The organism is Coleofasciculus sp. FACHB-712 (assembly GCF_014695635.1).
Taxonomy (GTDB): Bacteria; Cyanobacteriota; Cyanobacteriia; order Cyanobacteriales; family FACHB-T130; genus FACHB-T130.
The window spans coordinates 1-14,019 of sequence record NZ_JACJOQ010000190.1 but is presented as its reverse complement, the minus strand read 5'-3'; the positions used below and the strand labels follow the sequence as shown (position 1 = coordinate 14,019).

The 14,019-nt window shown below is 48.6% G+C and carries 10 protein-coding genes; 9 read left to right on the top strand and 1 reads right to left on the bottom strand.

From position 1 onward, the window contains the following. The 3 genes from H6F50_RS05350 to H6F50_RS05340 all read left to right on the top strand — a co-directional run. Positions 1-599 (top strand): DUF4159 domain-containing protein (locus H6F50_RS05350; RefSeq protein WP_190427139.1); only part of this gene is annotated, 599 nt, incomplete at its 5' end. A 230-nt stretch (positions 600-829) separates the two neighbouring features. Then, a complete protein-coding gene (locus tag H6F50_RS05345; protein ID WP_190427136.1) occupies positions 830-2,995 on the top strand; it encodes a hypothetical protein in 2,166 nt (721 codons plus the stop codon). A 105-nt stretch (positions 2,996-3,100) separates the two neighbouring features. Beyond that, positions 3,101-5,956, top strand: coding sequence for a hypothetical protein (locus H6F50_RS05340; RefSeq protein WP_190427134.1), 2,856 nt, complete (start codon positions 3,101-3,103; stop codon positions 5,954-5,956). Positions 5,957-6,419: 463 nt separating this feature from the next. Here H6F50_RS05340 and H6F50_RS05335 read toward each other — a convergent pair whose 3' ends face one another. Next, positions 6,420-6,734 carry an RNA-binding protein gene (locus H6F50_RS05335; RefSeq protein WP_190412631.1) on the bottom strand — a complete coding sequence of 105 codons (315 nt, stop codon included), beginning with the start codon at positions 6,732-6,734 and terminating at the stop codon, positions 6,420-6,422. A gap of 457 nt (positions 6,735-7,191) precedes the next feature. Here H6F50_RS05335 and H6F50_RS05330 point away from each other — a divergent pair, with 457 nt between their 5' ends. The 6 genes from H6F50_RS05330 (at position 7,192) to coaBC (ending at position 13,903) form a co-directional block, all read left to right on the top strand. Further along, positions 7,192-8,448, top strand: a complete 1,257-nt coding sequence (locus tag H6F50_RS05330) for an MFS transporter (protein WP_190427131.1) — start codon at positions 7,192-7,194, stop codon at positions 8,446-8,448. A gap of 343 nt (positions 8,449-8,791) precedes the next feature. Next, positions 8,792-10,654, top strand: a complete 1,863-nt coding sequence (gene ilvB / locus H6F50_RS05325) for a biosynthetic-type acetolactate synthase large subunit (protein ID WP_190427129.1) — start codon at positions 8,792-8,794, stop codon at positions 10,652-10,654. Positions 10,655-10,972: 318 nt separating this feature from the next. Then, entirely contained in the window at positions 10,973-11,602 is a 630-nt protein-coding gene (locus tag H6F50_RS05320) for a Crp/Fnr family transcriptional regulator (protein ID WP_190427127.1), read from the top strand. A 24-nt stretch (positions 11,603-11,626) separates the two neighbouring features. Beyond that, the gene (locus H6F50_RS05315) at positions 11,627-12,247 is read left to right on the top strand and encodes an alpha/beta hydrolase (RefSeq protein ID WP_190427142.1); all 621 of its coding nucleotides are present in this window, start codon (positions 11,627-11,629) and stop codon (positions 12,245-12,247) included. Between the two features lie 228 nt (positions 12,248-12,475). Then, positions 12,476-12,688, top strand: a complete 213-nt coding sequence (locus tag H6F50_RS05310; RefSeq protein WP_190412635.1) for a DUF2555 domain-containing protein — start codon at positions 12,476-12,478, stop codon at positions 12,686-12,688. Continuing rightward, the gene (coaBC, locus tag H6F50_RS05305) at positions 12,689-13,903 is read left to right on the top strand and encodes a bifunctional phosphopantothenoylcysteine decarboxylase/phosphopantothenate--cysteine ligase CoaBC (protein ID WP_190427125.1); all 1,215 of its coding nucleotides are present in this window, start codon (positions 12,689-12,691) and stop codon (positions 13,901-13,903) included. The last annotated feature ends 116 nt before the right edge of the window (positions 13,904-14,019 follow it).

Below are 14,019 nucleotides of genomic sequence, written 5' to 3'. Positions count from 1 at the left end.
CTGCACTTTACCCAAGCTTACAGGGAGCGGATCTGATTGGACAAGTTCCCTTTTTGGGTGCCGAAAAGTCTTTGCCGCTTGCCGCTTTAGGCTATGACCTACTTTACTTCACGGGTCGTCAGGCACTCTATCTGAACGATCGAGAATTTGAAGCCCTGAAAAATTATTTAGAGACAGGGGGTATCCTGCTAGTCGATGCTGCCACCGATGCCATAGAGCTGATTGAGAGCATCATGGCGATCGCTCAACAACTCGGAACTCCTTTAGAGGATATCAAACGCTTGAGCCGAAATCATCCCTTGCGGACACAGCCTTTCTTGTTTGCAGCCTTACCTAGTTTAAATCAACAGCCCATTCAACTCGGCTATGGAGGAGGAATTATCTTAGTCGTTGGCAATCTCTCAGCAGCATGGGGATTAGATGACAAGCTTTTACTACCGCGAGAAACGATTCGTACCGCCCAAGAATTAGGAATAAACCTTCTGCATTTCGCATGGCGCAAGCGGCAACTCACCCAATTATTAAGGGCAGACAATCCTGTGTCAACCGTTGCTAAACCGTCTGTCAAACAAGCGATTTTTGACAAACTACAATTTTAAAAGATTCTCTACTCCAAACACAAACTAGGCATCTTTCCGGTGTTCTTATTTTTTGCTAGCAACGGCTAACAGTTATTTAGATATCTAGGTACTAAAGTAATTCTAATGAACTCATAAAATTCTCTTTTCTTTCCTTCTTCCTTAGCGCTATTTGTGTCTTCTCGGTTCATAAAAAAAGGTAGCTCTCCTCAATTAAATAAGACTGCTATCGCTAAAAAGGTATATTTTCGATGGTAAATAAAAGTTTAATCTACGCTAAATTATCCACCCAGCTACTTCGATACAAACCGGGAGGGATACCCGCTGCCTTTGAAGTAACAGTTACGAATGAAAGCAATCAATTTGCAACTTTTCAAGTAGAACTACTAGCCGCTGGTGCTGACTCTAGTTTAGCTAATTCCTGGTATAAACTATCTCCAGGAATTAGCGCCAAAACACCCCCTGGAGATAGTACAAAGTTTTATGTAGCGATTACTGACACGCCCGTTCCTGGGTTTGTCGGCAAAATGAATATCACCGTCCGCATCTTCTCGATGGAGCTGCGGGAAGAAGAAAGACAACTTCTGAGGATATCCATTGAGCAGGGAACTGGCTCTATCCCCATGCAGGTTGAACTGCCAGTCCGAGAATTTGTTGTTCATCCGACAGATTTGATCGAAATACCAGTCTGGGTATACAATCCCAGCCAACTGTCCACCAACGTCGTGCTACATTTTGCGGGCATAGAGCCGACTTGGCTAGCCGAGAGTGCCGAACGACGGCTGCAAGTTGCACCCGGTAGCAAGGTAGAAACAAGTTTCTTATGCCAAATACCCATTGCCACCCTTGCTCCCAGCCAGGTATACCCTTTTTCCGTTGAATGTACTCAGCACAATGGTCCTCCATCAAAGAATGCAGGAGCCATTAAGGTTGTTGCTGCGGGATTTATAGATTTCAGTTGCACCCCAGCCTTACAGCAAATCCCTCCATCGCGAAATTGGCTGCCGAGATGGAAGTCTAACTCCGCAATTTACAAACTCAATTTTGAGAATGCCAGCAATTTAACTCAGCAAGTAAGTTGCGAAGTCAATGCGGAAGATCGGCGGAGATTCCATTTGCAGATCATCCCTGAAGTGGCAGACCTGAAGCCAGGTGAGACGACTCAATTACAGCTAGTCTGTACGAGGAAACGCCGGTGGTTGGGTTCAGTTCAAAGATTTCTTTTGGAAGTTAAGGCGATTGTGTCGGATGAGCGCTTAGATGTCCGAAATGACACCCAAATCTTGAAACTGCTTGTCCGGCCAGTTCTCCCTATCTGGATGCAGTTAACTGGATTAATCTTGCTGCTTTTCTTGCTCTGGGCGCTGTCGTGGCTAAACCCTTACAACCCATTTTGGGGACACAAAGCTTCTGTCACGTCGGTGCAATTTAATGGACTCGGAGAGCAACTCATTACTGGCTCGAATGACCAAACCGCAATTAGATGGCGCACTTCAGGCTTTCTGAATCCCTTGCTTAATCAACAAATGGGAGTTGTGGGAAAGGCGGGTAAAGCTGTGCGGGTCATCCGCTATAAACCAGTAGACAATGATGTGGTTGCCGCAGGCTTGGAGAATGGAGAGATCCAGCTATGGAATGTATCGGGAGAAAGAAAGCAACCGATAAATTCTTTCTCGTTCCAAAAGGACGATCGGGTTTTAGCTCTAGAATTCACCAAAGACTCGCGTTATCTATTAAGCGGTCACGGGAGTGGTTTAGTTGCAGTGTGGGATGTGGAACGCGACCTCGACAATCCTAACGCTACCAATCAACCGCTGCGAGGGAAGAAATTTGATTTTGTCGTGAATGCTCTGGCATTGGTGGGAAAAGCGGATAAAAACCTAGCGATCGCAGGACGCTTCAACCAATTTGTCGTCTGGAATTTGGCAAAAGACAAGTGGGGGCGCGTATCCTATCCTCGCCAAGGAGGTCAGGAAGATTACATCGTCAGCTTGGATAGTGCTGAATACAAGCCGAATCTTTTAGTCACTGCTGATAACCAGGGGTACATTACCTTATGGAATATGCAAAAATGTCTTGCCGAGCAGGGACCTTGTGAAGTTTTGGATGAATGGTCGGATGGTCATGGCGGCAAGTCAGTTCGCTCGGTAGCCTTGAGCGCAAATGGTTGCTACTTGGTGAGTGGAGGGGATGACGGACGAGTGATGCTTTGGCCTCTGACTGCTGAAGGTAAGCGGGATTCTCAGTTAAAAGGCAGAAAAATCGATGGCTCGTTTGGTCAGTCTTGGCATATTAATAGTGTAGATATTAAGACGGTCGGAAACTCTATCTTCGTGCTGAGTGGTAGTGACGATACTGAAGTGAGGTTAAAACGTGCGGATCGGCTACCCCAACTACAGTGCGACCAACAAAACTGAGGTGAAAAAACGGAGAACTGAGCGAGAAGCCTCACTGAGTTTTCAGCCGTGTAGAGACGCCGATTTATCGCGTCTCCTCAGTCCTTATTTCTGGGGAGGGAAACAATGACAACGAGACAACCGTTCGATGCTGGTTCCTTAGAGAGACAGGATGAAAAAGCCGGTGGTCTCACAATGGTCGATGTCCTGACGCTGCCTGAGTCCCAGCGACAGATCGTGCAATGGATGATGCGTAAAAAATCCGAAGTTAGTCTGGCTGAGGTGGCAGATCGTACAGGCTCAGGGGAAGACGTAGCGATCGCGCTGTTGGACGATCTGGTTGCTCAAGGCTTTGTACAGGAGACGGAAGTAGCAGGCGAATTACGCTATCGGATGCGTCTTGCTGCCAAACGAGGCGCTCAGCAGTTGCCTAAAACCATCCACCAAGCGCTGGCTCCCGGTAATCCCCTCGCGGTGATCCTCAATCCTTCCGGAGACTACGCCCTCGTCGCCGGAGCGACCTTCGATCTCTGCATCACGGTCAGCAACAAGGGCAATCAAAGCGCCTTAATTGATATTTTTATCGATGAAGTATCCCAACCGCTCCGTCAGTGGTGTACTTCTCCCCATCAGCGACTGGCGTTAGGTTCCAACTCTACCAGCGAGGTCATCTTTCAGTTTCAGGTGCCAGTCGAGACGAAACCGGGCACCTACCCCTACCTGTTGGTCGTCGATGCGCCGCAGCACTACCCGGAAGATACCCCGATCCGCCATCAAGCGCGACTTCAGGTTTTACCGCCGATTGAGACTGCCATTCGGGTTAGCGATCCTACCTTTAGTCTTCAGCCAATCACCAGTTCTGCGGTTCCGGCTCGTCTCCAACCCGGTTCGCTGTTGCAAGTTGTGGTGAACGTACACAACCGCTCTGCCAGAGTCGATCGGTTTCGGCTGATGTGCCCGGATTTGGACGAGAAATGGTTTAGCGTGCGTTATCCGGAAGGGCTAGAGTCGCCGGGACTGGTGACAACGACGACAGGATTAGACCTCAACCCCGGAGATACTGGGCAAATTCTGCTGGTGTTAAACCCGCCAATGGACGCGCTGGCAGGAACTTACTATCCTACCGTTCGCTTATATTCTGTTAACAATCCAGACTTGGTATTGCTGGATGTCATTTACCTAGAAATTCTCCCGACTTACCTTCTGACCGTAGAATTCCGCACCCTGGTCGGTAAGGTGAGACGCCTATCCGGATTGTACGAACTCAGATTAAACAATGGGGGCAACACCTCGCGCGAGGTTATCCTGCGAGCCAAAAGTTTGGATGAGGAGGATGTGTGTTCTTACACGGTCTCGCCTTCCTTGATACGGATAGCGCCTTTTTCCTTAGCCATCGCCGAAGTTCAGGTAAAACCGCTCAAGTGGTGGCGTCGCCCTCTGTATGGGGGAGGGAGGTTGATCGGCTTCGGCGTTGAAGTTGAAGATACGCAGCAGTTGCCTTTAATTAATGATGCCCCACAAGGGACGTTGTATTGGGAACCCCGTCCTTGGTGGCAGTTCCTGTTGGTACTACTGCTTTCTTTAGGAATTCTGGTAGCGATCGCTTTCCTGATTTGGTTGATCTTCTTTAAGCCAAAGCCGTCGCCAAAAATTCTTCAATTTAGCTCTTCAGATGCTCTCTATCAAGCATCTGAAGATGACTTAATTCGTCTGAGTTGGCAAATTCGCCACCCAAATCAGATTCAGTCGCTCTTGCTCACCGGGCAATCGCCTGACGGTACAGCTACCGTTGAACCCATTTCTTACGATTTCCGCCAGGGTGTTCCAGAGCAACTCAAGTCATTTTGCGCGATTCGTCAGGTTTTAATCTGCAAAAATGTGCGGACAGATGCCCGCAAAGCCGGTGACTATGTTTTTGAACTGAAAGTCTTCTCCAAAAAAGGAAAAGATGTCGCATCGGATACGCTGAAGACCAGTCCGATCAAAATTGAACCGGAGCCTCCCCCAAAAATTATCGAGTTTTCCTCTACAAGACCGATTTATGCAGAAGTCCCTGGTAAGCCCACCAATGCCAATAAAATTCACCTCAATTGGAGAGTCGTGAATCCAGAGCAGATCAAAGAGTTGCAGTTGATCGGGCGCTCGCCTGACGGTACGGTAAATAGTGTATTGAAGCGGTTTGACTTCAGCAAAGGTGTTGCAAAGGGTTTGGCAAAATACTGTACTGCCGAAGCAGCGCTAATCTGTAAAAATGTGCCTACAGATGCCCGCAAACCAGGAGACTACATCTTTGAAATGATAGTCGTTCCCAATACAGGACAACAGGAACCATCAGATTCCAAGAAGACGGATGCGATTAAAATTACAGCCCAACCTTCGAGAATTGTTAATTTTAAAATCAACAATCAAGAAGCTTTACCCAAATATATTGTTCCAGTCAATCAGGTAAAACCTGGTGAAATTATTAAAATATCTTGGAAAGTAGAAGGCGGCAGCAATATTAAAGTTGAGCTGCTTCCGGCACCCGGTACGGTTCCCGCTCAGGGCAGTATCCCCTACACTCTCAGTCAGAAACCGGGTAGTGAAACGATTACGCTGCAAGTCACCAATGGAGCTGGCGAACAAATTAGCAGAGCGGTTACCATTGAAACTTTTGAACCGCCACCCCCACCGCCACCTGCTGCCTTAGCCCCGGCTCTACCTACCTTAGTCCCCGCTCCACCTACCTTAGCCCCGGCTCCAATCGTCCCACCGCCGCTGCCCCCAGCGCCCCCTCCCGGAGCAGCGGGTGCCCCCGCCGCAACCTCTGCCCCAGGTACCCCAGAGGCTTCTGGCACGGGTGCCCCTGCTGCCGGTACTCCTGCTGCCGGTACTGCCACTGCTACTCCTGCCGCTGGTACTCCTGCCAATCCTGCTACCGTACCAACCCCCAGCGAACCAGGTTCGCTCTCGCCCTCTGAATTACCCCCCCGTCCTGACTGACTGAATTAACTGCTGGGTAAGTAAGCGAAGCAATTCAATTGAAGATTTTTGGAGGTGGGATTGACCTAGCAAGCCCAACACTTACAGGGGTGACGCGATTACTTAGCCCATCCCACAAATAATTAATCCTACTTACTGACTAGGTCTTGGGGTTGGGAGCAATGTATTTAATTAGCTTTTCCCCCTTACGGCTCTGTCAATCTTAATTAAAGGAGTAGGGAATTTGCGACTAAAAAGTTTCTAAAACCCGTCAAAATTTTATTGAATCAGCACTACTTAATACCTGATGCCAACAAAAATGTAAAGGAAGGTTAACAATTCAGGATTTTAGAAATGTCAGCATTTTTAAATAAAAATCCACTGCTAGAACGCCCATTCTATATATAGAAAGTAAAAACAGCGTGGAGCAGTGGAAGTGTCAATCTGCTGGAGACTAGACTTGTTAATGTTTTTGTCTTAAAACTTAGTAGCGCCGAGAGAAGCCACCGCTACTGGGTCTGCGATTACCACCGCCGCCGCCAGAGGGTCCTCTATCTTCACGAGGTTTGGCTTTGTTAACTTTCAAATCTCGACCCATCCACTCCGCTCCATCTAGAGCTTCAATGGCAGCCGTTTCTTCAGCTTCAGTTTCCATTTCTACAAAACCGAAACCCCGTGGGCGGCCTGTCTCGCGGTCAGTGGGTAGCTGAACCCGCTTAACAGTTCCGTATTCGGCAAAAACTTGGCTGAGGTCTTCTTGGGTGACGTCGTAGGATAGGTTGCCTACATAGATTGACATGGAAGTATCTCGCTTTCTGCAGATGGTGTAGAGACTTAGATTCGGAGAGACGCCTGTCAACGTAGACAACCAACTCACTTAGCCGAATTAAATTCTCAGTGATTAACTTAGCACAGGATCGGGCTTCAGGCATTCGCCATCAAGGAAAACAATATGAAATTTGTCAAGGGAATGATTTCGTAATTTAAAGAGTGACAATTTTCTGCGAAGCATTGCGGTTTATACACAAGGTAAAAACAACAGCTATACAGGGGTTCTAACCCCTACGGATGCGGGAAAAGTCATGGGTTTTGGAATCTTTACGAGACTGGATGCTTCTTAGCATATAGAGTGGGATAGCGATTATGGCAGATGTGGCTTTTAAGAACTTTGACAAAAAGTGGCTACTCGACTGGCACAAGTGACTCTCGCCAGCGCACACTTAAAGATGTACTCAAGAGGCTCCTGAACTCTTCTTATGTTTCCAGCTGAACCTCCGGCTTCTGGTAGTGGCTTTCGCGCTCTGATGAAGAATCGGCCTTTTCTCATTCTTTGGGTAGGGCAGATCGTGTCTCAGGTAGCAGACAAGGTCTTCTTCATTTTGTTGATTGCGTTGCTGGAAAACTATCAGACGTCGCTGATGGGGGCAAATTCTATGCGTTCCGCCATCATGGTAGCTTTCACACTACCTGCAATCTTCTTTGGCTCAGCTGCTGGTATCTTTGTAGATCGCTGTCCGAAGAAGCGAATTATGGTGGCTTCTGATTGGATTCGCGCTTTATTGATACTATTGCTTCCGATATTGCCAAAGCAGTTTTTAGTTCTCTTAGTAATTACGTTTTTGCTCTCGACAGTTACGCAATTTTTTGCCCCAGCAGAGCAGGCGGCGATTCCCCTCTTGGTTAAACGCGAAAATTTAATGACGGCAAACGCGCTGTTTACAACCACCATGATGGGGTCTCTGATTGTCGGTTTCTCCGTGGGCGAGCCGCTGTTAAGTCTAGCCGGAACTTGGGGGGGAATCTATGGTCAAGAATTTTTGGTGGCGCTTCTGTATCTGTTGGCTGCTGGTCTCAGCCAGTTAGTGAAAGTCGTAGAAGCTCCGATTCCGATTGAGTCGATCGCAGTTCATCCTTTGCAGGATCTTAAGGAAGGCTTCCGTTATTTATGGAAAAAACGCCTGGTTCGGACTGCGATGGTACAACTGACGATTCTATATTCGGTGTTTGCGGCTTTAACTGTACTGGCAATTGAGCTGGCAAAGGAAATTGGTCTCAATGAGCCGGGTCAATTTAGCTTTTTATTATCCGCTGCTGGGGTGGGTATGGTCTTTGGTGCGGGGGTGTTGGGGCATTGGGGCGATCGCTTCCACCACAAGCCTTTGCCTCTATTGGGTTTTTTGAGTATGGGCTTTGTGTTGGGTGTGTTTACGTTGACGACAAATCTCTGGATGGGCTTAGGATTAAGTGCGCTGTTGGGGCTGGGTGCCTCGCTCATTGGCGTACCCATGCAAACTCTGATTCAAGCCTCAACCCCAGAAAATATGCGCGGCAAAGTCTTTGGGTTTCAGAATAATGCTGTCAATATTGCACTGAGTGCGCCGCTAGCGATCGCTGGCCCGCTTACGGATCAATTTGGCTTGCGAGGCGTTCTTTTAAGCATGAGCATTATCGTGAATATCGTTGGTGTCTGGGCGTGGCTCAGTACCCGTAATGTTTTGGAAGATGTCATCTAGCTTGAAAGGAGGACTGAGGAGTAACATCTTGTAGCCAGTCCTTCCTAGAAACGCCTTTGCCTTTTGCTGGGTAAGGGGACGCGCTCAGCGTTACAACCCGATTGAAGGCGCGTTCATTAAGTCAGCCGCCCTTAGCCAGTATCCTTGGCGCACCTCCTTCTTGGTGGCGTGAACCGAAACAATAAACCTTAAAGTCACAGAAAATAAACACTCGCGAGTTTTTGGGGGGTTAATCCCTCGACAGGAATTGATATCAGGATTAGACTTAAGAATTAAACCCCTATTTCTAATGCTGAATTAGATAGAAATCTTAAAAAAGAACGTAGCTATAGTGAGAGGTTTCATGGTGCGATCGCAAAGCGTCTCGGAAAAAGAATCAATACGTCAAATGAGCAGCCGCAGAACAGGTGCCTTTGCCCTGATTGACAGTCTGAAGCGTCACGGTGTTGAGCATATTTTTGGCTATCCGGGTGGTGCAATTCTGCCGATATACGATGAACTGTATCGGGCACAAACGGATGGCGGGATTCATCACATTCTGGCAAGACACGAGCAAGGCGCGGCTCACGCGGCGGATGGTTATGCTCGTGCCACTGGCAAGGTAGGTGTCTGTTTTGCCACGTCTGGCCCTGGGGCAACGAACCTAGTGACAGGCATTGCAACAGCCCACATGGACTCGATTCCAATGGTGGTAGTCACGGGGCAGGTGGCTCTTAACGCGATTGGCAGCGATGCGTTTCAGGAAACCGATATTTTCGGAATTACGCTGCCGATTGTGAAACACTCCTATGTTGTGCGCGATCCCGAAGACATGGCGCGGATTGTGGCAGAAGCGTTCCACATCGCCAGTACGGGACGTCCGGGACCCGTGTTGATTGATGTGCCCAAAGATGTGGCATTAGCGGAATTTGACTATGTGCCGGTGGAGCCGGATACGGTGAGATTGCCGGGATATCGTCCTACAGTGAAGGGCAATCCTCGTCAGATCAATGCAGCGTGTACCTTACTTCGGCAAGCACGGCAGCCGTTGCTGTATGTGGGGGGAGGCGCGATTACATCTGGTGCCCATGCAGAAATTCAGGAACTGGCGGAACTCTTCCAAATCCCCGTAACAACGACGTTGATGGGCATTGGTGCATTTGACGAGAACCATCCCCTCTCACTGGGAATGTTGGGGATGCACGGCACCGCCTACGCTAACTTTTCAGTCAGCGAGTGCGACTTGCTGATTGCGGTGGGAGCTAGATTTGATGACCGCGTGGCGGGTAAGTTGGATGAATTTGCTTCTCACGCCAAGGTCATTCATATTGACATCGACCCCGCAGAAGTAGGAAAAAATCGCGCTCCGGAAGTTCCCATTGTCGGCGATGTGCGGAACGTGTTGATTGACTTGCTGCGCCGATGTCAGGAAACCAACGCGGCTTTTGAGCCAAATCAAACGAAAGCATGGCTGGAACGCATTAATCGCTGGCGGGAAGACTATCCCCTCGTGGTGCCCCAATATCCCGATAGTCTGGCACCGCAAGAGGTGATTTCAGAACTAGCGAATCAAGCTCCCCAAGCCTACTACACGACAGACGTAGGTCAGCACCAAATGTGGGCGGCGCAATTTCTCAAAAATGGGCCGCGTCGGTGGATTTCCAGTGCCGGTTTAGGCACGATGGGGTACGGGATGCCAGCGGCGATGGGTGCTAAGGTAGCGCTGCCAAACGAACAGGTGATTTGTATTAGCGGCGATGCCAGTTTCCAGATGAATTTACAGGAACTGGGGACGCTTGCACAATATGGCATAAATGTCAAGACCGTTATTATCAATAATGGCTGGCAGGGAATGGTGCGTCAGTGGCAGGAGGCGTTCTACGGAGAGCGTTACTCGTCCTCAAATATGGAAGTGGGGATGCCGGATTTTGTGATGCTCGCTAAGGCATTTGGGATTAAGGGAATGTCGATCCGCGATCGCTCGGAACTGAAAGATGCGATCGCCGAAATGTTGGCTCACAATGGCCCCGTTTTGCTGGAAGCCCAAGTTAAACGGGACGAAAACTGTTACCCAATGGTGGCTCCTGGCAAGAGTAACGCTCAAATGATTGGCTTGCCCGAACGTCGCAAGTTGGAAAAAGCTACAGAGCTAGTCTATTGCAGCGGTTGCGGTGCGAAAAACATTGCTAGCAACAACTTCTGTCCGGATTGCGGCACCAAAATCTAAGGGTAATCAGTGATTGGTGATGAGTTTTTGACCAATTGCTGATGGATTCTTAGCGTTTGGATTACCGATTTTTTCCTTTGGAATATTAAACAGAGACTGGCTATCAATCGCCAGTCTCTTTATTTTTAGGGTGAATCTGGAACAATTTAGATGCGATCGCCTTTACCCTTCAAAGGTGCGATGGCACCATCTAAAAGGATTCGCACACTGTTTTTTAAGCCTTTAGTAATCAAAAGATTACTTATCCTTTACCTTTGGGGGTTACAGTGGCAGTGGCTATCCATCGCCAAATTTTCATAGCTGGAAATAATTACAGCCATGCCTCCAACTTCCAAAGCAGTTCTAGCAATCGAGCAATACGATCCCAATGAAGGGCGTCGTTTGCATTTTTATGCCAAGGGAGACCTAATTCCCCTCGTGCCACAGGGCATTTGGCAGATCGATCGAGGTTTGGTGCAGCTGAGTACCCTTTGCCCGAATGGTGAAGAAGTGTTGCTGGGTTGGGCAGGAACTGCAACATTCTTTGGTCTTTGGATGACCTTGCTGCAAGCCTATCAGGCAACGGCGCTCTGTGATGTCTACTTAAGATGGTTTTCAGTCACAGAAATTGAAGCTTCCCCACGTCTATCTCAGATGATTTTGCCGCAAATGGGACGACGGATGCGGCAAGCAGAGGCACTTTTAGCCATTGTCGGACAGCGACGGGTCGAAGATCGCTTGCAGCGACTGTTGTTGCTGTTAAAAAAAGAAATCGGTCAACCTGTGGCGGGTGGAACTCGTCTGGGGGCACGCCTCACCCATCAACATATCGCCAGTGCCATCGGTACCACCCGCGTGACAATCACGCGATTGCTCAGCAAGCTACAGCAGCAGGGATCGATTAGCCTGGATTGCGATCGCCACATTATCCTAAAAGATGAGAGCTTTGCCAGCATCTCTGATTGGTGAGTCGCATTTGTTAGGAGTAAGCTTCTGTCTCTCTCAGTAATTTCGGTTCCATCGGCAACGAATCAACAGCCCGCTGGGTTGATTGTCGTATTGCATGGCTTTGGAGGGAATGCCCAACAGTTGGCATCCTTAGCCCCATTTTTGAATTTACCGGAGTATCAGTTTTTGGTGCCCGATGCCCCTTTTACAAATCCCTATGTAGCGGGGGGGCGAATGTGGTACGAATTTGGAAAGCCAGGAGGTTCGCAGTCTGCGGATTTAGTCAAAAGTCAGCAAATGCTAACTGAGTGGCTTAAATCTTTAGAAAGTTCTACCGGAGTCCCTCTTTCACGCACAATTTTGTGTGGATTTTCTCAAGGCGGAGCAATGACGCTGGATGTAGGATTGAATTTACCTTTAGCGGGTTTAGTCGTGTTGAGCGGCTATTTGCATCCTCTCTCTCCAAAACCTGATGCGACTTATCCACCTGTATTAATTTTGCATGGGAGACAAGATTCTGTGGTGCCGCTGAGTGCTGCCCAGAAGGCACGGGACGCTTTAACAGCACTAGGAATATCGGTACAATACCAGGAATTTGATATGGGGCATGAGGTTCAACCGGCAGCTTTAGAAGTGATGCGGAAGTTTGTCAAGGCAAATATCTGATCGGCGCTAGCCGCTAATAGCAGTCGTCAAAGTGAAATGGGTAGTGGGTGTCGAGTCTTCCCTTCCATTCCCCATTCCCACTCGGTGAAATCTCCGGTTTAAAGCTAGTAGACCCGCTAACTTGACGTTTTTTATATTAAGCGATCGCCAGTAATGGCGTTAAGATAAAATGGTTTGTTGCATCTGTATAATACATGGCACAGATGCAGATTGAGGGAGGCGCGGTCAATGACAACTGTTAGCATTTCCAACCGGGATATTTCTGCTGTAACGGCAACTGAAGTGGAACATCTGGCTGTACGGCTAGAGCAAGATAATTACACCAATCCTTTTGAAGGATTGGATGATTGGCATTTGCTCAGAGCGATCGCTTTTCAACGTCCAGATTTAGTTGAACCCTACCTCTACCTACTGGATTTTCAACCCTTCGATGAAGCTTAAATGCAAAGTGGCAGACGAGTTCTCATAGGGATAGGCGGCGGTATCGCCGCCTATAAAGTTTGTGAGGTAATTTCGGCGCTTGCGAAAACTGGGGTGGAAGTTCGGGCGATTCTCACGGATTCTGCTCAAGCATTTATTACGCCTCTAACAGTGGCAACGCTGTCCCGTCATCCTGCTTATACAGATGAATATTTCTGGCAACCGACACGCGGACGCCCTTTGCATATTGAGTTGGGAGAATGGGCAGAGGTTTTTGTTATTGCTCCTCTAACCGCGAATACCTTAGGCAAGTTAGCTTATGGTTTCGCTGACAATCTGCTCACGAATACCGTCCTCGCTTCAACTTGTCCAGTGCTGTTAGCACCGGCAATGAATACGGATATGTGGGAACAGGTGGCAGTGCAACGCAATTGGCAACAGGTATTCGCAGATAAACGCTATCACGGTGTTGGTCCCGGTGCTGGACTGTTAGCTTGCGATCGCGTCGGTGCTGGACGTATGGCAGAACCTGCTGAAATTTTGCCGCAAATTACATCTCTATTGCACACTGGCGGGAAGCGAGATTTAGCCGGAAAACGAGTTTTAATTAGTGCTGGAGGAACGCGAGAGCATCTCGATCCGGTGCGCTTCATCGGCAATCCTTCGACTGGCAAAATGGGATTCGCATTGGCACAAGCTGCACTGCATCGCGGCGCATCTGTGACGCTGGTGCATGGGCCAATGGAGACGCCATTAATCGCCTCTCTACAAAAAGTGCAATTGATTAGTGTGATGAGCGCCCAGCAGATGCAGCAGGCGATGTTAGAGTGTTTTCCCGATGCGGATTTGATTGTAATGTCGGCGGCGGTGGCAGATGTGAAACCCGCCGAGTATAGTACCCAGAAATTGCCGAAGCGATCGCTTCCCGCTTCCTTACCTCTAGAATCTGTACCCGATATCGTGGCAGAATTGGCGAGTCTCAAACAGCCGCATCAAACATTAATTGGATTTGCCGCCCAGACTGGGGATATTGTTACGCCAGCCTTGGAGAAGTTGCAGAAGAAAAATTTGGATGCCATTGTTGCCAATCCCATCGATAAAGCCGATGCTGGTTTTGGCAGCGACAACAACCAAGCCGTATTTCTTGACAATCAAGGGCGCAAAGTAGAGATTGAACCCTGTAGTAAATTGCAGATGGCTCACGCTTTATTTGACTTTGTTCAAGGTGCTGGCTAAAAGGACAAGCGGTGCTTAGATCCCATCATTTTTCAGCGATTCTCATCGCTTCTCCATCTATTTTTGATTGGACAGAAGCCGATTTCTTAGATTCATTAAAAAGTGCGGCTCAAGAT

Bases quoted from the DNA above. Each gene is read 5' to 3' on its own strand.
- H6F50_RS05340 (WP_190427134.1), top strand. From the start codon at position 3,101: ATGACAACGAGACAACCGTTCGATGCTGGTTCCTTAGAGAGACAGGAT.
- ilvB (WP_190427129.1), top strand. From the start codon at position 8,792: ATGGTGCGATCGCAAAGCGTCTCGGAAAAAGAATCAATACGTCAAATG.
- coaBC (WP_190427125.1), top strand. From the start codon at position 12,689: ATGCAAAGTGGCAGACGAGTTCTCATAGGGATAGGCGGCGGTATCGCC.
- H6F50_RS05335 (WP_190412631.1), bottom strand. From the start codon at position 6,734: ATGTCAATCTATGTAGGCAACCTATCCTACGACGTCACCCAAGAAGAC.
- H6F50_RS05330 (WP_190427131.1), top strand. From the start codon at position 7,192: ATGTTTCCAGCTGAACCTCCGGCTTCTGGTAGTGGCTTTCGCGCTCTG.
- H6F50_RS05345 (WP_190427136.1), top strand. From the start codon at position 830: ATGGTAAATAAAAGTTTAATCTACGCTAAATTATCCACCCAGCTACTT.
- H6F50_RS05320 (WP_190427127.1), top strand. From the start codon at position 10,973: ATGCCTCCAACTTCCAAAGCAGTTCTAGCAATCGAGCAATACGATCCC.
- H6F50_RS05310 (WP_190412635.1), top strand. From the start codon at position 12,476: ATGACAACTGTTAGCATTTCCAACCGGGATATTTCTGCTGTAACGGCA.